This window comes from Solilutibacter silvestris, assembly GCF_002895945.1.
GTDB lineage: Bacteria > Pseudomonadota > Gammaproteobacteria > Xanthomonadales > Xanthomonadaceae > Solilutibacter > Solilutibacter silvestris.
Genome location: NZ_NPZB01000001.1, coordinates 1,576,355 through 1,594,483, shown reverse-complemented (window position 1 = coordinate 1,594,483; position 18,129 = coordinate 1,576,355). Strand labels below are relative to the sequence as shown.

17 protein-coding genes are annotated in these 18,129 nt (G+C 64.7%); 9 read left to right on the top strand and 8 right to left on the bottom strand.

Annotation, left to right across the window (positions count from 1 at the left end):
* Window positions 1-6: 6 nt before the first annotated feature.
* Window positions 7-573 carry an elongation factor P gene (efp, locus tag Lysil_RS07310; protein ID WP_103074826.1) on the bottom strand — a complete coding sequence of 189 codons (567 nt, stop codon included), beginning with the start codon at window positions 571-573 and terminating at the stop codon, window positions 7-9.
* 54 nt (window positions 574-627) lie between these two features.
* Here efp and epmB point away from each other — a divergent pair, with 54 nt between their 5' ends.
* Both epmB and Lysil_RS07300 read left to right on the top strand, forming a co-directional pair.
* On the top strand, window positions 628-1,638 hold the full coding sequence (gene epmB / locus Lysil_RS07305; RefSeq protein ID WP_103074825.1) for an EF-P beta-lysylation protein EpmB: 1,011 nt from the start codon (window positions 628-630) through the stop codon (window positions 1,636-1,638).
* Between the two features lie 102 nt (window positions 1,639-1,740).
* Window positions 1,741-3,816, top strand: coding sequence for an EAL domain-containing response regulator (locus Lysil_RS07300; RefSeq protein ID WP_103074824.1), 2,076 nt, complete (start codon window positions 1,741-1,743; stop codon window positions 3,814-3,816).
* Window positions 3,817-4,153: 337 nt separating this feature from the next.
* Here Lysil_RS07300 and htpX read toward each other — a convergent pair whose 3' ends face one another.
* On the bottom strand, window positions 4,154-5,059 hold the full coding sequence (gene htpX / locus Lysil_RS07295) for a protease HtpX (protein WP_103074823.1): 906 nt from the start codon (window positions 5,057-5,059) through the stop codon (window positions 4,154-4,156).
* An 81-nt stretch (window positions 5,060-5,140) separates the two neighbouring features.
* On the opposite strand from htpX, the gene gluQRS reads away from it, so the two are divergent.
* The 4 genes from gluQRS (at window position 5,141) to phbB (Lysil_RS07275) (ending at window position 8,216) form a co-directional block, all read left to right on the top strand.
* Complete coding sequence (gene gluQRS / locus Lysil_RS07290; RefSeq protein WP_103074822.1) at window positions 5,141-6,022, top strand: tRNA glutamyl-Q(34) synthetase GluQRS; 882 nt, start codon at window positions 5,141-5,143, stop codon at window positions 6,020-6,022.
* Window positions 6,019-6,759 (top strand): acetoacetyl-CoA reductase, encoded by a 741-nt coding sequence (gene phbB, locus Lysil_RS07285; RefSeq protein WP_103074821.1) that lies wholly within the window; start codon window positions 6,019-6,021, stop codon window positions 6,757-6,759. The genes gluQRS and phbB (Lysil_RS07285) overlap by 4 nt, the downstream gene beginning before the upstream one ends.
* 219 nt (window positions 6,760-6,978) lie before the next feature.
* Window positions 6,979-7,476, top strand: coding sequence for a polyhydroxyalkanoate synthesis repressor PhaR (gene phaR, locus Lysil_RS07280; RefSeq protein WP_103074820.1), 498 nt, complete (start codon window positions 6,979-6,981; stop codon window positions 7,474-7,476).
* Window positions 7,473-8,216: an acetoacetyl-CoA reductase gene (gene phbB, locus Lysil_RS07275; protein ID WP_103074819.1), complete on the top strand. Its 744-nt coding sequence runs from the start codon at window positions 7,473-7,475 to the stop codon at window positions 8,214-8,216. Before phaR ends, phbB (Lysil_RS07275) begins: the two co-directional genes overlap by 4 nt.
* 450 nt (window positions 8,217-8,666) lie before the next feature.
* On the opposite strand, the gene Lysil_RS07270 is transcribed toward phbB (Lysil_RS07275), so the two are convergent.
* Both Lysil_RS07270 and Lysil_RS07265 read right to left on the bottom strand, forming a co-directional pair.
* Window positions 8,667-10,550 carry an ATP-binding cassette domain-containing protein gene (locus Lysil_RS07270; RefSeq protein ID WP_103074818.1) on the bottom strand — a complete coding sequence of 628 codons (1,884 nt, stop codon included), beginning with the start codon at window positions 10,548-10,550 and terminating at the stop codon, window positions 8,667-8,669.
* Window positions 10,551-10,580: 30 nt separating this feature from the next.
* Window positions 10,581-11,321, bottom strand: a complete 741-nt coding sequence (locus Lysil_RS07265) for a hypothetical protein (protein WP_129588395.1) — start codon at window positions 11,319-11,321, stop codon at window positions 10,581-10,583.
* A gap of 110 nt (window positions 11,322-11,431) precedes the next feature.
* On the opposite strand from Lysil_RS07265, the gene Lysil_RS07260 reads away from it, so the two are divergent.
* Window positions 11,432-12,010: a peroxiredoxin gene (locus Lysil_RS07260; RefSeq protein ID WP_103074816.1), complete on the top strand. Its 579-nt coding sequence runs from the start codon at window positions 11,432-11,434 to the stop codon at window positions 12,008-12,010.
* 7 nt (window positions 12,011-12,017) lie between these two features.
* Here the strand turns inward: Lysil_RS07260 and Lysil_RS07255 are convergent, their stop codons facing one another.
* Complete coding sequence (locus tag Lysil_RS07255; protein ID WP_103074815.1) at window positions 12,018-12,599, bottom strand: NnrU family protein; 582 nt, start codon at window positions 12,597-12,599, stop codon at window positions 12,018-12,020.
* 150 nt (window positions 12,600-12,749) lie between these two features.
* Between Lysil_RS07255 and Lysil_RS07250 the strand changes: the two genes are divergently transcribed.
* Window positions 12,750-13,952 (top strand): glycosyltransferase family 4 protein, encoded by a 1,203-nt coding sequence (locus Lysil_RS07250; RefSeq protein WP_103074814.1) that lies wholly within the window; start codon window positions 12,750-12,752, stop codon window positions 13,950-13,952.
* A complete protein-coding gene (locus tag Lysil_RS07245; RefSeq protein WP_103074813.1) occupies window positions 13,949-14,500 on the top strand; it encodes a phosphatase PAP2 family protein in 552 nt (183 codons plus the stop codon). The genes Lysil_RS07250 and Lysil_RS07245 overlap by 4 nt, the downstream gene beginning before the upstream one ends.
* 11 nt (window positions 14,501-14,511) lie before the next feature.
* Here Lysil_RS07245 and creD read toward each other — a convergent pair whose 3' ends face one another.
* The 3 genes from creD to creB all read right to left on the bottom strand — a co-directional run bounded on the left by creD (window position 14,512) and on the right by creB (window position 18,097).
* Window positions 14,512-15,891, bottom strand: a complete 1,380-nt coding sequence (gene creD, locus Lysil_RS07240) for a cell envelope integrity protein CreD (RefSeq protein ID WP_103074812.1) — start codon at window positions 15,889-15,891, stop codon at window positions 14,512-14,514.
* An 89-nt stretch (window positions 15,892-15,980) separates the two neighbouring features.
* A complete protein-coding gene (gene creC, locus Lysil_RS07235) occupies window positions 15,981-17,402 on the bottom strand; it encodes a two-component system sensor histidine kinase CreC (protein WP_103074811.1) in 1,422 nt (473 codons plus the stop codon).
* Window positions 17,399-18,097, bottom strand: coding sequence for a two-component system response regulator CreB (gene creB / locus Lysil_RS07230; RefSeq protein WP_103074810.1), 699 nt, complete (start codon window positions 18,095-18,097; stop codon window positions 17,399-17,401). Before creB ends, creC begins: the two co-directional genes overlap by 4 nt.
* Window positions 18,098-18,129 lie beyond the last annotated feature (32 nt).

The window sequence follows — 18,129 nt, the reverse complement described above, 5'->3', positions numbered from 1 at the left end:
CCGACGTTACTTCACGCGGCTGACGTACTCGCCGCTGCGGGTGTCGACCTTGATGATTTCTTCCTGGCCGACGAACAGCGGCACGCGCACCACCGCGCCGGTTTCCAGCGTGGCCGGCTTGCCGCCGGTACCAGCCGTATCGCCCTTCACGCCAGGATCGGTCTCGGTGATCTTGAGTTCGACGAAATTCGGTGGCTGCACCATGATCGGGTTGCCGTTCCACAGGGTCACGATGCACTGTTCCTCGCCCTTCAGCCACTTCTCGGCACCGCCCATGCCGTTGATGTTGGCCTGGACCTGCTCGAAGGATTGCGGATCCATGAAGTGCCAGTATTCGCCGTCCGAATACATGTAGTTCATGTCGGTGTCGACGACGTCGGCCTGCTCCACCGAATCGGTCGCCTTCATGGTCATTTCCACCACGCGGCCCGACTTGATGCTGCGGTACTTCATGCGGGTGAAGGCCTGGCCCTTGCCCGGCTTCACGTATTCGGTGTCGGTGATGACGCAGGGATCGTTGTTGACCAGGATCTTCTGGCCGTTCTTGACGTCATTCATGCCCAGGCTGGCCATGTCGTGCTCCTCAGTGCGGCCCGATGGTGCCGGGCCCGATAGAATAAACCCGACATGATACCTGCTCGACCATTGCCACGACAGGCCGCAGCGCGCTGGCAAGCGCTGTGGCGCGAGGCCGTGCGCGATCCGGCGGAGCTGCTGGGCCTGCTCGGGCTGCAGACGCTGGCCACGCGCATCTCGCCGGCGGCGATGGCGCAATTCCCGCTGCGGGTGCCACGCGGCTTCGTCGCGCGCATGCGCCATGGCGATCCCGGCGATCCGTTGCTGCGGCAAGTCCTGCCACTGGACGACGAGGACCAAGTCGTTCCCGGTTTCACGCTGGATGCCGTCGGTGATGGCGCCGCACGCGCGGGTTCCGGCGTGATCCGCAAATACCGAGGCCGCGCCCTGCTGATCGCCACCGGCAGCTGCGCCATCAATTGCCGCTATTGCTTCCGTCGCCACTTCCCCTATGCCGAGGACACCGCCGCGCGCGGGCAATGGGCCGAGGCGGTGGAGATCATCGCGGCCGATGCGTCCATCGACGAAGTGATCCTCTCCGGTGGCGATCCGCTATCGCTGGCCGACGGCAAGCTGGCCGAACTCAGCGATGCCCTGAAGCGCGTTCCTCACCTGCGTCGCCTGCGCATCCATACGCGATTGCCGGTGGTGCTGCCGGAACGTGTCGATGACGGTTTCATCGCGTGGTTGCGCGACCTGCCGTGGCCGGTCACGGTGGTACTCCACGCCAACCACGCCAATGAATTCGATGACAGTGTCGATGCCGCCCTCGCCCGCCTGCGCGACGCCGGCGTCCTGCTGCTGAACCAGGCGGTGCTGCTGAAAGGTGTCAACGATTCGGTCGCTGCCCTCGCCGAGTTGTGCGAACGCGGCCATCGCGCCGGCGTGTTGCCCTATTACCTGCACCAGCTCGATCGCGTCAGCGGCGCCGCGCATTTCGAAGTCACCGATGCCGAAGCATTGGCCCTGCATCGCGATCTCGCCGCGCGGCTGTCCGGTTATCTGGTGCCGAAACTGGTTCGCGAGGTCGCCGGCGATCCCGGCAAGCGCCCGCTGGTGTGACCGGCATCAAGCCTCGTCCGTCCCCACGGATGACCATTCAGTTCCGTCCGGTATAGTTGCCATCGACTGCGCCACTCCCCCAGGCGCGGCGCAGAGGGTGGGATGCAACGGAAGAAAGACCACACGATCCGGGTCCTGGTCATCGATGACCGCATGGAAGATGCCGAATCCATCGTCACCGGCTTGCGCAACGACGGCTTGGCCGTGCGCGCCAATCGCCCCACCAGTCTCGATGAATACCGCGCGATGCTCGCTGGCCAGCCGGTCGATCTGGTCCTCGCCGCGGCCACCAGCAAGACGGTGGAACCGACCCAGGCGCTCACGCTCGCACGCGCCACCGGCAACGACCTGCCGGTGATCCTGATCGCCGATGGCCACGACGATGCCGGGCTGGCTGCGATGATCGGCCTCGGCGCCGACAACATCGCCCTGCGCAACCGCGATGGCCATCTCCGCCGCGCCGTCGAACGCGAGTACCGCGATCTCAACGCCCGCCGTGACCTGCGCCACCTCGACGCGCGCCTGCACGAAACCGAACGCCGCTGCGACGCGCTGATCGATTCCTCGCGCGATCCCATCGCTTACATCCACGAAGGCATGCATATCCGCGCCAACCAGGCCTACCTGGAAATGTTCGGCTACGCCGACTTCGATGAAGTCGAGGGCATGTCGATCCTCGACATGGTCGCGCCGGCCGATGCCAACGACTTCAAGACGCTGCTGAAACAGTTGTCCAAGGGCGGCGAGACGCCGCCACCGCACCATCTCACCGCGCACGATGCCGACGGCCAGGAATTCCCGGCGACGATGGAATTCTCGCCGGCCACCTACGACGGCGAACCCTGCCTGCAGATCATCTTCCGGCGCAAGGAAACCGCCTTCGACCCGGCGATGATGGAGCAGATGGAAACCCTGCGTCGCCAGGATGTCGCCACCGGCCTGCTCAACCGGCCAACCTTCCTGCAATCGCTGGAAGACGCCGTCGCCCGTTCTGCCAGCGCACACGAACACCATGGCCTGCTGCTGATCCAGCCCGATCATTTCGGCTCGCTGGTGCAGAGCGTCGGCATCAACAATGTCGATGCCCTGATGGCGGCGCTGGCCGAACGCCTGCGCCCGCTGCTGGACGAACAGGTCGAAGCCGCGCGCTTCGGCGAACAGGTCATCGCGGTGCTGGCACGCGGGTCCAGTCATGCCGAAACCGAGGTACTGGCCCGCGACATCGTCTCCGTGATCGGCGGACGCATCCTCGAAACCGGCGACCATTCGCTGACGGTGACGGCCAGCGTCGGCGCCGTGCAGGTGAGCGAACGCAACGCCCAGGTGCCACGGGTGCTGGCGCGTGCGCAGCAATTGCTGGAAACCGCGCAGGGCGTCGGCGGCAACCGCATGGAGCTGTACGATCCCGGCGCCATTGATCGCGCCGAGCAGGACCGCATCAATGCCTGGATCGAGCGCATCCGCGGCGCGCTGACGAACGACCAACTGGTCCTCCACTACCAGCCGATCATCAGCCTGCACGGCAACAACGCGCCGTTCTTCGATGTGTTGATGCGGATGGACAACGGCACCGGCGAACTGGTGATGCCGAACGCCTTCCTGCCGATCGCCGAGGAACACGGGCTGATCCGCGACCTCGACCGTGGCGTGATCGCCAAGGCGGTCCGTACGCTGGCCGCGAACGCCAAGCGCGAGATGCGCTTCATCGTGCGCATTTCACGCGCCTCGATCGAGGACACCACGCTGCCGGCCTTCATCCAGCAGGTGTTGCAGGAACACGCCATCCCGGCCAATCGCCTGGTCGTCCAGATCAACGAGTCCAAGGTCTCGACCCAGGTCAACGAAGCCGCCGAGTTCAATCGTCAGCTGGCCGCGTTCGGTGCCGGCTTCTGCATCGATCAGTTCGGCGTCGGCCTCAGCTCGGCGCAGTTGATCGCGCATCTGCGCCCGCGTTTCGTCAAGCTCGACGGCAGCTTCATGACCGATTACGCGCGCTCGCCGGAACAGCAGGCGCGCGTCCGCGACCTCGGTGCCGCCGCCACTGCATCGGGCGCATCGACGATCGCCTGCGACGTCAACGATTCCGGCAGCATGACCACGCTGTTCCTCGCCAACGTCGAATACGTGCAGGGCAACTTCCTCGCCCCGCCCAGCCCCGACCTCAGCTTCGACTTCTGATCGCGGTTCAAGGCACGCGCTGGCTTGGCGAAAAGCATCGCCCGGCTGTGCGCCTGCGTCGGTTGTCCATATGGCCGACACGCCGTGAATACGTCCATGTAGGCTCAGCCGCCGCATCCATGCGGCGGAATGGTCGGCCATACGGACGAACCGCGCTGGCGCCGCCGGTGGCGGCTTTCAAGTCTCTGAGAAGCAACAACACGCGCGCGGCAAGTGGGTGGTCTGCCCAATGCGCGGGCATACGAGGCATGGATGCCGAGTCGAGCCTCCATGGACGGATTCACGGCGTCCCGCGCATTGGGTCTGGCCACCCACGCCAGCCAGCGCGTGCCTTGAATCAGCTCACTACGCCTTCGCGCAATGCTGACGGATTGAGCTGGGCCTTGCGCAAGGCCTCGATGCGTACCTCCAGCGGCGGATGGCTCATCAGCAGCGCACCGAAGCCCTGGCGCAGGTCGCCGGAGATGCCGAAGGCCTGGAACTGCTTCGGCAATCCCGACTCGCCATGGTTGAGCTGCAGGCGTTCCAGCGCCGCTATCATCTTTTCGCGCGAAGCCAGCTCGGCACCGGCGATGTCGGCGCGGAATTCGCGCTGGCGCGAGAACCACATGGAGATCACGCTGGCGAACAGGCCGAATACCAGCTGCAGCACGTTCACCGTGATCCAGTAACCGATCCCGCCGCCACCCTCGCGGCGACCGCCGCTGAGATAGCCGTCAACGACCTGGCCAACCACGCGCGCCAACACGATCACGAAGGTGTTGAGCACGCCCTGCAGCAACGCCATCGTCACCATGTCGCCGTTGGCGACGTGACCGATCTCGTGACCAAGCACCGCTTCGGCCTCGTCGGCATTCATCGAATTGAGCAGGCCGGTCGAGACCGCGACCAGCGCGTGGTTGCGGTTGGCGCCAGTGGCGAAGGCGTTGATATCCGGCGAATCGTAGATCGCGACGTCGGGCATGCCGATGCCGGCCTTCCGGGCGTGGTGCTGCACGGTCTGCACCAGCCAGCGCTCGCTCTCGTTGCTTGGCTGGGTGATGATCTTTGCACCGGTGCTCCACTTCGCCATCATTTTCGACATCAGCAGGGAGATGATCGATCCGCCGAAGCCGAAGATCGCCGCCATCACCAGCAAACCGGAGGTCCGCGCCGGGTTGATCCCGAACACGGTCATGACGATCCCGAGCAGGATCATCACCGCGAGATTGGTGATCAGGAACAATGTGATGCGCTTGAGCATGACAGCGGAAACTCCTCGTGTTTCCTGCACAGTGTGGGGCAGTCGCGTTAAATTCAAGTGCAACCAGACCCGTATCCACGCATGCAAGTTCACGTTCGCGGTCGTTTCGCGCCCTCTCCTACAGGCCCGCTGCATCCCGGCTCGCTGCTGGCGGCGCTCGGCAGCTGGCTGTTCGCGCGCCATGCCGGTGGCGAATGGTGGCTGCGGATCGAGGACGTCGACCGGATCCGCGAAGTGGCGGGCGCGGCGGACGACCAACTGGCGACATTGGCCGCGTTCGGATTCGCGCACGATGGCCCGGTGGAACGACAGAGCAATCGCGATGCTCTGTATGCCGCCGCCCTCGATCGCCTGATTGCCGCCGGCCACGCCTTCGAATGCCATTGCAGTCGCAACGTGCTGGAGGCGCAGGGCGGCATCCATCGCGCCTGCGTGCCGGGTCTGCAGCGCCCCGATCCGGCGATCCGCCTGCGCGTGCCGGATGGTTGCAGCATCGATTTCATCGACGCCATCCACGGCCCAAAGTCGCAACGCGTCGATCGCGACGTCGGAGATTTCGTGCTGAAACGCAGCGACGGTTGCTGGGCCTACCAACTCGCGGTGGTGGTGGACGATGCCGCGCAAGGCATCACCGCGGTGGTGCGCGGCGCCGACCTGCTCGATTCCAGCGCGCGGCAAATCCTGCTGCAACGATTGCTCGGCTATCCGACGCCCGATTACGCACACCTGCCGTTGCTGGTGGATCGCCTCGGCCACAAGCTGTCGAAGTCATCGGCGGCGCACCCAATCGACCGCGGCGATCCGCTGCCGGCATTGCGCGATGCATGGCGACAACTTGGTCAACAGGAATTTGCTGCAACGCCACACGCAACGTCACACGAATGGTTGCATGATGCGGTTGAGCGGTTCGTTCCGTCGCGCGTCCCGCGCGGCCCGCTTTCACTCAATCTGGAGCAGTCATGACTTCACGCGTCGCATTCGTTACCGGTGGCACCGGCGGCATCGGCACCGCCATCGTCCGGGAATTGGCCGGCATGGGCCACAAGGTCGCCACCAATTACCGCAACGAAGAAAAAGCGAAGGCGTGGCAGGCGGAACTCAAGAAGGACGGCATCGACGTGGCCCTGGTCAAGGGCGACGTGACATCGCCCGAGGATTCCGCGCGCATGATCAAGGAAGTCGAGGACAAGCTCGGCCCGGTCGAGATCCTGGTGAACAACGCCGGCATCACCCGCGACGGCACCTTCCATCGCATGAAGACCGACCAGTGGACCGACGTGATCGACACCAACCTCAATTCGGTGTTCAACGTGACGCGTCCGGTGATCGAAGGCATGCGCGAGCGCAAATGGGGCCGCATCATCCAGATCAGCTCGGTCAACGGGTTGAAGGGCCAGTACGGCCAGGCCAACTACGCCGCCGCCAAGGCCGGCATGCACGGTTTCACCATTTCGCTGGCGCGCGAAAACGCCCGCAATGGCGTCACCGTCAACACCATTTCGCCCGGCTACATCGCCACCGACATGGTGATGGCGGTTCCGGAGGAAGTCCGCGCCAAGATCGTCGCCGACATCCCCACCGGTCGCCTCGGCACACCCGAGGAAATCGCCCACGGCGTGTCCTTCCTCGCCGACGAGCGTTCGGGCTGGATCACCGGCTCCAATCTCGACATCAACGGTGGGCACCATATGGGATGGTGATTTCGCGCTCATGCGCTGTCCTATCGGCAGCGCATGCGGAATCACCATGCGAGGCAGGATGCCGAACCGGATGGAAACGCCAGGGATGGCATCAGTGAGGAGCCTCCCCATTCATCCAAGCAAACAGGCCGGGAAAACCGGCCTGTTTTGCATTCCGGCGCTTGCGGAGCGTGCTGCGCTGCGCCATGCTGGCGAAATCGATCAGGGGGCCTGCCAGCCATGAGTCAACCGCGCATCATCAAGAAGTACCCGAACCGCCGCCTCTACGACACCGAGATTTCCAGCTACATCACCGTCGAGGACGTGCGCCAGTTGATCCTCGACAACGAGGAGTTCGAGGTGCGCGATGCCAAGAGCGGTGATGACCTGACACGGCAGGTGTTGTTGCAGATCATCGCCGAGCACGAACAATCCGGCGAACCGGTGCTGACCACGCCGATGCTGGCGCAGATGATCCGCCTCTACGGCGATTCGATGCAGGGCTTCATGGGCAATTACCTGGAACGGGCAATGCAGTTGTTCACCGAACAACAGGCGCAGTTCCGCCAGCAACTGGGCGGCATGCTCGGGCCGACGCCGTGGACGATGATGAACCAGATGGCCGAACGCAACATGGACGTGTGGAAGGACATGCAGCAACAGTTCCTGCGCACTTCCGGGATGCCGACCGGAACCTCCGACTCCGCCGCGACCGGCAAGCGGACCGACCGCAAGTGAGTCCACGAAGAGTTGCACTGGTCACCGGCGGCATCGGTGGCCTGGGGAGCGCTGTGTGTCGCGCACTGGCTGCGCAGGATTGCCATGTGATCGCCGGCGATCTCGCCGGCCGCAGCGAACGCATCGAAGCATTCACCGTCGCGATGGCCGGGCTGGATGTGGAATTCGCGGCACTTGATGTCACCGATTTCGATCGCTGCGGCGCGCTGGTGCGCGAGATCGTGGCGAAGCACGGACGACTCGACATCCTGGTCAATTGCGCCGGCATCACCCGCGACACGTCGTTGCGCAAGATGGATGCGTTGCAGTGGCAGCAGGTGATGGCGGTCGATCTCGACGGTGTGTTCAACACCTGCCGCCATGCGATCGAGCCGATGCTGGCGCAGGGTCATGGCCGCATCGTCAACATCAGTTCGGTGAACGGCCAGACCGGCCAGTTCGGCCAAACCAATTACGCGGCGGCGAAAGCCGGCATGCACGGTTTCAGCATGTCCCTCGCACGCGAGGTGGCGCGCAAGGGCATCACGGTGAATTGCGTGGCGCCGGGGTATTGCGCGACGGAGATGGTGATGGCGGTGCCGGAGGAGATTCGCGCCGGGATCGTGGCGCAAGTGCCAGTCGGCCGGCTCGGCGAGCCGGAGGAAATCGCGCGCGCGGTGGCGTTTCTCGCAGCCGAGGATGCGGGATTCATTACGGGTGCGTTGCTGCCGGTGAACGGCGGCTTGTTCATGAGTTTTTGAGCGTCGCACGCGCTGGTTGGCGTGCTGTTATCCCGAGCACAAGCGTGTGATCCCGAACAGCGTGAGGGATCAGCTTTCTCGCGCCCGGCGTGCGCCCGCTTGGGTGTCCCTATGGCCGACCATTCCGCCGCATGGATGCGGCGGCTGAGCCTACATGGGTGTATTCACGGCGTGTCGGCAATAGGGACACACCGCGCAGGCGCTGCCGGGCGGGGAGTGTTTCGTCGCTGCGATGGGGTCGCAACACACGCGTGTTGTTGCTCTCTCGAGTCGCAACAACACGCGCGCGGCAAGTGGGTGCACCAGTCCGATGCGCGGGCATACGAGGCATGGATGCCGAGTCGAGCCTACATGGATGGATTCACGGCGTCCCGCGCATTGGAGCTGGTCACACACGCCAGCCAGCGCGTGCGAGGAACTCCGGCTACCTCGTCAGCGCGTGCGAGCTTCTCAGCCGTCCAACTCCGCCCAACGCGCGTACGCGCCATCAAGTTCCGCCTGCGCCATCGCCAACGCTTCGTTATCGGCGGTGATAGCCGCAGTATCGCGCTGGAAGAACGCCGGATCGGCCATCGCTGCAGTGAGCGCCGCCACCCTTGATTCCAGTGTTTCGATGCGCGCCGGCAACGCTTCCAGCTCGCGACTGTCCTTGTAGCTGAGCTTGCGCTTCGCGACAGCGGGTTCGATCAGCGCTGGTGACGCCACTGGCGCAGCCGGAGCAAGCGTCGCGCGCATGGCAGGCGTCGACACGGTCGCGTTCCGCTGGCGTTCCCAATCGCTGTAACCGCCGACATATTCGCCGACACTGCCACCCTCCTCCAGCACCAGCGTCGAGGTCACCACGTTGTCGAGGAAATCGCGATCGTGGCTGACCAGCAGCAACGTGCCGGTGTAATCGGCGAGCAATTCTTCCAGCAATTCCAGCGTTTCCGCATCGAGATCGTTGGTCGGTTCATCCATCACCAACAGATTGGACGGCTGCGCGAACAGCTTGGCCAGCAACAGGCGATTGCGTTCGCCGCCGGACAGCCGCGTGATCGGCGCACGGGCGCGTTCCGGCGTGAACAGGAAATCCTGCAGATAACCGACGACATGCTTCGAACGCCCGTTGATGGTCACGCTGTCACGGCCTTCGGCGACGTTCTCCAGCGCGTTCCAGTCCTCGCGCAGCGTCGATCGGTACTGATCAAAATAAGCGATCTGCAACTGCGTGCCAAGGCGCACGCTACCCTGTTGCGGCACCAGTTCGCCCAGCAGCAGGCGCAGCAACGTGGTCTTGCCGCTGCCGTTGCGACCGATCAGGCCGATGCGATCGCCACGCAGGATGGTGGTGGAGACATCGTGCACGATCGCGCGACCGTCATAGCCGAACGACACGTTTTCGGCCTCGACCACCTTGCGCCCGGAAGTCGCCGTCTGCGCGGCTTCCATCTTCACCGAGCCTGCCTGTTCGCGGCGAGCCGCACGTTCCACACGCATCGCCTTCAGTCGTCGCACGCGCCCTTCATCACGGGTGCGTCGCGCCTTGATGCCTTGGCGGATCCATGTTTCTTCCTGCGCCAGCATCTTGTCGAAGCGTTCCTGTTCCTGCACTTCCGCATGCAGGCGCTCCTCGCGACGACGCAGGTAATTCGCCCAATCGCCCGGCCAGCTGGTGAGCTTGCCGCGGTCGATCTCGATGATCCGCGTCGCCAGCGCACGCAGGAAGCGGCGGTCATGGGTGATGAACACCAGCGCGCCGTTCCAGCTCTTGAGGAAGCCCTCCAGCCAGTCGATCGCCTCGATATCGAGATGGTTGGTCGGCTCATCGAGCAGCAGCACATCAGGCGCCGACACCAGCGCACGCGCCAGCAGCACGCGGCGACGCAGTCCGCCCGAGAGCCCATCGAATGCAGCCTCGCCATCCAGTTGCAGGCGCGACAATACTTCGGTGACGCGCTGATCCAGCGACCAGCCCTTGGCGTCGTCGATCTTCGCCTGCACCGTCGACATCGCATCGACATCGATCTCGGCGGCATGGCTGAGATGATGAAATTCCGCCAACCAGTGCCCGAGTTCACCCAGGCCATCGGCGACAACATCCCACACGCTGCCGCGGACGCCTGCCGGCACTTCCTGCTCCATCCGCGCGATGCGCACGCGGGATTCGACGCGCACCTCGCCATCGTCTGGCCGCAAATCGCCGGAGAGCAATTTCAGCAGGGTGGATTTGCCGGCACCATTGCGCCCGATCAGTGCGATGCGTTCGCCGCTGTCGATGGAGAATGTGACGCGTTCAAGGAGCAGCGGACCGCCGACACTGAAGTCGACGTCCTGGAGCGTCACCAGCGACATGATGGATCCGGAAACGAAACAGTGGGGATTTTACATCGCGGGCGTGCGCTTCATCAGGGCGTCGATGGCCGCCTGGTCCTGTTTCGGGGTGGATTTCGCCTTGACTTGCTGTTCGAAGGCCTGATGCTGCTGCCTGACCGCTTCGGGCACCACGTCGAGGGAACGCCGCGACTGCAGAAAGGCACGGTCGCCCGGCGCGAGCTGGCAATTGCGGTTGACGGTTTGCAATTCGTCGGCATTGCGCGCGGCGACGTTCTCGACATGCACGACCACCGCAAGCGTGTCGCCCAGCGGATCGAGCTGCCGGCAGACGGCATCGATCATCGCGTCGCTGCGATAGACCGCACCATCGACCATCACCAGCAGGTTTTCGTGGTCGGTCCAGGCCGCCGAACGGACGCCCGGCAATCCGCGCACAGCAGCGCGCGCCGATTCCGGATCGATCCTGCGGTTGGGGTCCGGCATCTTCATCTCGCGCAGCAGATCTTTTTGCGCCGCTTCGACATGTTGGCGAGCCGCTGCCTGATCGCCAGATGCGGCTGCCGCTTCGGCTGCGATCATGTGCCCGACTTCGGCAAGCGGACGCCCTGCGCTGCCAACCGGATCGTTGGAAGTGACGGCTGGCCCCGCACTCCACGCCGTGCGATCGAGCAACATGCGGAAGATCAGCACGAAACCCAGCAGGCAGATCACCACAACCACGATCCACGGCCACGCCCGCGAACGCGGCTTCGTGCGCGACCGCAGCGGCGGCCCCTGTCTCCTCTCCATCCCCCGCTCCCCTTGACGAAAATCCCCGTTCGACGCCGTGACCCCTGATACAGGCAGCCCGCGCCGATTTGGCCTATAACGATAGCCCACGTCCCTCCGAGACCGCCACCATGCGCCGTCTGCTCCCTGTTCTGATCGCCGAAACGCTCCTGCTCGCAGCGACCGTCACGACCCCCGCCCTCGCCGCGCTGAAGTCCGGCGACAAGGCCCCCGATTTCACCGCGCCGGCCTACCTCGCCGCCAAACCGTTCACCTATTCGCTGGCGGATGCGCTGAAGAAAGGCCCGGTGGTCGTGTATTTCTTCCCGGCCGCACATACCTCCGGTTGCAATGTCGAAGCGCATCTGTTCTCGGAAGCGATCGACCAGTTCAAGGCGCAGCATGCCAGCGTGATCGGCGTGACCGCCGGCAATACCGACCAGCTCGCCGATTTCTCCAAGGAAACCGAGCATTGCGGCGGCAAGTTTCCGGTCGCGGCGGATGCCGGCGCCAAGATCGCCGGACAATACGATGCCCTGCTGAAGATGAAGCCGGGCTGGTCGGACCGCACGTCCTATTTGGTCGGAACCGATGGCCGCATCGCTGCGGTGCATTCCGACCTGAGCCCGAAGGCGCACGTGCAGAGCATGCTCGACGCGCTCAAGGCGATGAACGCGAAACCGGCGGCAAAGAAAACCGCAGCGAAGTAATCGCGCGTCAGTGCATCGGCATGTTGATCGGTTGCACGCCGATCAGCATGCCGTGCAGGTACATCGCAAAGATCGCGGCAAAGGCGATCCCTCCGATGACGGTCACGAGCGTCATCGCAGCGCTGGGTTTCGCGACCGTATCCCTCGGACGCTTGCGTGCGCTGGAAAAATCGACGATCGCCCATAGCAGGAAGGCGCCGAACAGCAGCATGCTGTGCAACCAGCCCGACATCAGCAGGTGCGCGAACGCCCAGGTCTTGATGCCGAGGATCATCGGGTGGCCCAGCCGTGCGCGAATGGCATTGTTCGGCACGTAGGCGGCGGAGATCAGCACGAAGGCGATCACGACCAGCACCATGCCGATGTGGCGCAACGCCATCGGTGGTTGCCACACCAATACGGGATGCTGGCGCATCTGGCAATAGCCCCAGATCATCAACACGAAGAAAATGATGGAGATCAGGCTGTAGAGGCCCTTCCAGGCTTTTTCGCCGATCGCGGCGATGCGCGCTTCGCGCCAGTCCGGCGCGACGATCCGCACCGAATGCAACCCAAGGAATCCAGCGAGACCGATCAGAAACCAGAGCATGGCGATGTTCCACTGTCGGGAATCCTGAAGTTAACAACAGTTACATCGAAGATGCAAGCCGGTTGCGCTGTCATCGCCACGTCACCGCAGTGAAACGCGCGGTTCATCGCCCGCCCCCAGTCTTGCCGCAGCGGACAGTGGGACAACCATATGCGTTACACCATCGTCACCGAGACGTATCCGCCCGAGGTCAACGGCGTGGCATTGACCGTGCAGGATCTCGAACGCGGGCTGCGCGCACGCGGACACGACGTGGAGGTGATCCGTCCGCGCCAATCCGCGGATGACGTGCCGCAACTGCACGAACTACTGGTGCGCGGATCGGCCATTCCGCGCTATCCGGGCATGCGCTTCGGCCATCCGGCGTGGTTCCGACTGCTCAAGCGCTGGAAACAGCAGCGTCCGGATGCGCTCTATATCGCCACCGAAGGTCCGCTTGGCTATTCGGCATTGCGAGCGGCGGCGCGGCTGGGGATTCCGGTCACCACCGGATTCCACACCCGCTTCGACGAATACATGCGCGATTACGGCGTGCCGTTCATGCAATCGATCGCGATGCGCTGGATGCGTCACGTCCACAACACCTCGCAGGCGACGCTGGTGCCGACCTGCGAACTGGCCGATTTCCTCAACGCCAACGGTTTCCATGACGTGGTGCACCTGCCGCGCGCGGTCGACACCATGCGCTTCTCGCCGGCGCAACGCAGCGAGGAATTGCGCGCGGAATGGGGCTTGCGGCCGAACGATCTCGCGGTGATCCATCTCGGTCGCATCGCCGCGGAGAAAAACCTGCCACTGGCGATCCGCGCCTTCCAGGCGATCCAGGCGCAACGCCCGGACGCGCGCTTTGTGTGGGTGGGAGAAGGTCCGGAACTGGCCGGCATCCAGCGCGACCATCCGGAATTCATCTATCGCGGATTGCGGCGCGGCGACGATGTCGCGCGACATTTCGCCAGCGCCGACCTGTTCCTGTTTCCCAGCCATTCCGAAACGTTCGGCAACGTCACCATCGAGTCGATGGCCAGCGGCGTGCCACCGGTCGCGTTCCGCTACGGCGCGGCGAAAGAGCACCTGCGCGATGGCGTCGATGGCGCTTCGATCGCCGACAAGGACGAGGACGCCTTCATCGCCGCGGCGGTGCGGCTGGCCTGCGACGACGCGCTGCGCTGGTCGATGCGCGACAACGGCCGCGAGGCGGTGGCGAAACTGCTGCCGGCGAACGTTGCGCGCGATCTCGACGAGATCCTCCATCGCATCATCGCCGTCCGCAATATCGCCAGGTATGCGCATTCGCAACCATTCGACGGCGATCCGGCCTTGAACGACTCCGCGCTGGCGGAGATCGAGCCATGAGCACGCCGCTGTCGCTGGAACACTGGCGACAGCAGGATCGCGGCTGGACACGTCGCTGCAACGGACTGGGCAGCTGGCGTGGAATTCGCGGCTATTTCACGCTGGTGAGTCGACTCGGCGACGGCATCGCCTGGTATGTGCTGATGACGGTGCTGGCCTTGACCGAGGGATCGCGCGGGGCGCAGGCGGCCGCGCACATGGCGGTGACCGGACTCGTCTCGTTGCTGCTCTACAAGGGCCTGAAACGCTGGACACGACGGCCGCGCCCGTTCGCTGCCGACATTCGCGTGCGCGCATGGATCGCCCCGCTCGACGAGTTCAGTTTTCCCTCCGGCCACACCCTGCACGCGGTGACATTCACCCTGGTGGCGCTGGCGTATTTTCCGGCGCTGGCGTGGCTCCTGCTGCCGTTCGCCGCCAGTGTCGCGTTGTCGCGCGTGGTGCTCGGCCTGCACTATCCCAGCGACGTGCTCGCCGCTTCCATCATCGGCACCCTGCTCGCGGCGTTGTCGTTGTGGGCGGTGCCGGGCGCGACGCTGTTGCGCTGATCGCTCGCGCCTCACAACATCGCTCCGTCGTTGCCGGATGCCTGCGGCGCACGCCGCCCGCGCGATGCCGAGATCGCGTACCAGTCGACCCGGCGCGTCGCCACCATGATCGCGGCCAGCAGCAGGAACAACAGGCCCGAACCAAGCACCAACGCGTTGTCTTCCGAGATCAGGACACCGTAGAGAACACCGTACAGCGTCGTCAGCAGTCCGGTGAAAGCGAGTCCGCGCCACAGGCCGCGCAGGACCGCGACCAGATAGAACCCGATCAAGCCGATGCAGGCCGCCGCCGCTGCGAGATAGGACACGCCGAAGGTGAAATGCTCGCTCAGGCTGAGCAGCAGCAGGAAGAAGATCGCGATGGCGAGGCCGACCAGTCCGTACTGGATCGGGTGGATCGGCACGCGCTTGAGGAATTCGATCAGGAAGAATCCGGCGAAGGTGACGGCGACGAACAGCAAGCCGTATTTGATCGCGCGGTCAATGCTGGAATAGGCGTTGACCGGATCGACCAGTCCAATACTGATGCGGCCGGGCAGTTCCTGCTCCACCGTCGCGGCCTCGGGCAAGGCGCCGCGCTGCGAGATCGCGCGTTCGCCGGGAAAACCGCTGCGGCTGTTGGCCGCGAGCGAACTGACGCGCCAATGGGCGATGAAGCCCTTGCCCGACGCTTCGCGCCGTGGCGACGCCCCGACGAATTTCGGTGCCGCCCAATCCGAGGACAGATCGATGCGGTTGTCGCGACCGATCGGCAGGAACGAGAACGTCTGTGTCCCGGCCAGATGGATGGCGAGCTGTGTCTGCAGCTTGATCGCGGTACCGGCCGTCGGCGTTTGCAGACGCACGTGCATGCCATTGCCCTCGCGGAATCCCGCGCCCGGCTGCAATTTCAGCGCCGCGCCATTGACGGTGAGCGCGGGTGTTCCCTGCAGGCCGCGGGGATCGCTGAATTCCCAGCTCAGCCACGGTTCGCCGATGTCGCGACGGGTGCCGGGGTCGTTGTCGGGAATCGTCGCCTCGAAGCTGGCGGCGACATCGCCATCCCATTGATACACCGGCACGACATGGATGCCGCGCGTGCGCACGTCGGTCGGCAAATTCCCTGAAATGCGCAGGTCTTCCGGATAGAACACCCAGCGCCCCGGTGTGCGTTCGACCTTGCCGATCGGCTTGCCTTCCTCGTCGCTGACGATCGTGCGCGTCTCGACATAGGGCACCACCAGCACCGGGCCGGCGAAGGTTTGGACGCCACCGACGTTCTGGGCGACATCTGCAACGGCCTGTGCACGATAGCTTTGGCGATCGCGCACGATGCCGTGGATCAGCGTCAGCGGAATGACGATCGCGAGCGTGAGCACGAACACGATGGCCGCCTTGAAGAACAGATGCATGGGTCCACTCCCCGGATGAAGTGAACCCAGCGTGCCGCGCCACCATGATGCGCCGATGTGGCTGCGGTGAGGCGACGGTGAAGTCGCGGTCAATCGCGCTTGAGTGTCAGCGTCGCCAGTGCGCCGGGATCGGCATTGTCGAGCGTGGCGCCACCGCCATGCAGCACCGCCACTGCCGCGACGAAGGGCAAGCCCAGTCCGTGGCTGCGACTGCCACCTTCGCTGCGCGGCAGCGAGTAGAAACGCTCGAAGACCCGTGGCAATGCGTAATCGGGAATGCCGGGGCCACGGTCACGAATGCGGATCGTCACCAGCTCCGGGGTGGCATCGATCGTGCAATCCACGCCACTTCCCGCAGCGGAAAATTCCACCGCGTTGTCGAGCAGGTTCACCAGCGCCTGCCGCAGCAGGAAGGCATCGCCCTTCACGCGTGCATCGTTCGCACCCAGCCGCGTGATCGTCACGCCGGCCTGGCGTGCCTTCGGTTCCAGCGCAGCGATGGCTTCGTCGAGGACATCCTGCACGCGCAACGGATGTGGATGCTCCAGCGCGCGACGATGTTCCACCGCGGCCAGCGCCAGCAATTCATCGACCATTTCCGCCATGCGTTCGCTCTGGGTGTGGATATGGCCGATGAAGCGTGCTCGGTCTTCCTCCGGCATCGGCGTGTCGAGCAATTCGGCGGCGCCGCGAATCGCTGCCAGCGGACTCTTGAGTTCGTGCGTGAGGGTGTGGACGTATTCCTCCACGTACTGCTTGCCATCCAGCTGCCGGCGCATGCTGTCGAGCGCGCGTCCCAACTCGCCGAATTCGGCCGCCGCGCGTGGCAGCGGCGCCGGTTGGCCATCGCTCACCGCCAGTGCGTAGCGCCGCAGGATTCCCAGTTGGTGCGACAGCCACCACGCCATGGCGATCCCGATGAGCAAGGCAGTGCCGAGCAGCAGCAGCCCCCAGTGCAGCATGACATCGCGACTGCCGGTGATGAACGGTTGCAGCACGCGATTGGGCTTGCCGACGCTGAGCACGCCGATCAGGCGACCGTCATGGCGGATCGGTGCCGCCACCCACATCACGCTTGATGTCTTGTCGGTCGCGTCCTCGCGGGTCGAACGCGCGCCGTACTCGCCGCGCAGGGTCCTCACGACGTCGTTCCAGCGCGAATTGTCGCGTCCGAGATCGCGCCCTTCGGAATCGAAGACGACAATGCCGCGCGCATCGGTGATGGTGACGCGATAGGCGACGCCTTCCTTGTTGTAATTCCATATCTTCGCGCCGAGCCGCCGCGACGGCAGCGCACGCAAGCTGCGCGCGAATTCGCCATCGCCGACATGTCCGGACGCGAGATCATCACTCGCCAATTCGGCCAGGGTGTTGGCGGTATCGGCCAGGGTGTCCTCGGCGGTCTGGCGCGCCGCCGGCTTCACCTGTTCCAGGAATACGCGCCCGAGCAGCAGCGCCGCGATCGCCACGATCACGAAATAGCCCAGCAGGACGCGCCAACCGATCTTCATCGCTGGCCAGTATCCAGCGAATAGCCGAGTCCGCGATGGGTGCGGATCGGATCGCTGGCGGGAGTGATCGCCGCCAGTTTCGCCCGCACGGTCTTGACGTGGGTATCGACCGTGCGATCGCCACTCTCCAGCGCATCGCTCCAGACGCGATCCATCAGCGCCGCGCGACTCAGCACCGCGCCCGGGCGCGCCAGCAACGCCGCCAGCAAGCCATATTCGTAACGGGTGAGATCGAGCCAAACGCCGTGATAGGCGATGCGCAATCCAGCAGCATCGTGGGCGAAATCGCCCTGCCCGTCGCTCGCTGCCGAGCCATCAGCGCCATCGCCCGTTGCGCGCGTCCGTCGCAACACCGCCTTCACCCGCGTCGCCACCTCGCGCGGGGAAAACGGCTTGCACACATAGTCGTCGCCACCGATTTCCAGCCCGACGATGCGATCGACTTCATCGCTGCGCGCGGTCAGGAAGATCACCGGCACCTGGCTGCTGCGGCGCAATTCCCGGCACACGCTGAAACCATCCATGTCCGGCAGCCCGACATCGAGGATCACCAGATCGATGCCGCCAGCCGCCAACACCTCCAGCGCCGCGCGCCCGAGCGCGACATGGCGCACCTCCAGCCCTTCGCGCCCCAGCGCATAGACCAGGGTATCGGCGATGGCCGCCTCGTCTTCCACCAGCAGGATCTTCGACATCCCGACATGCTAGCGAAGCCGCGGCCACGATT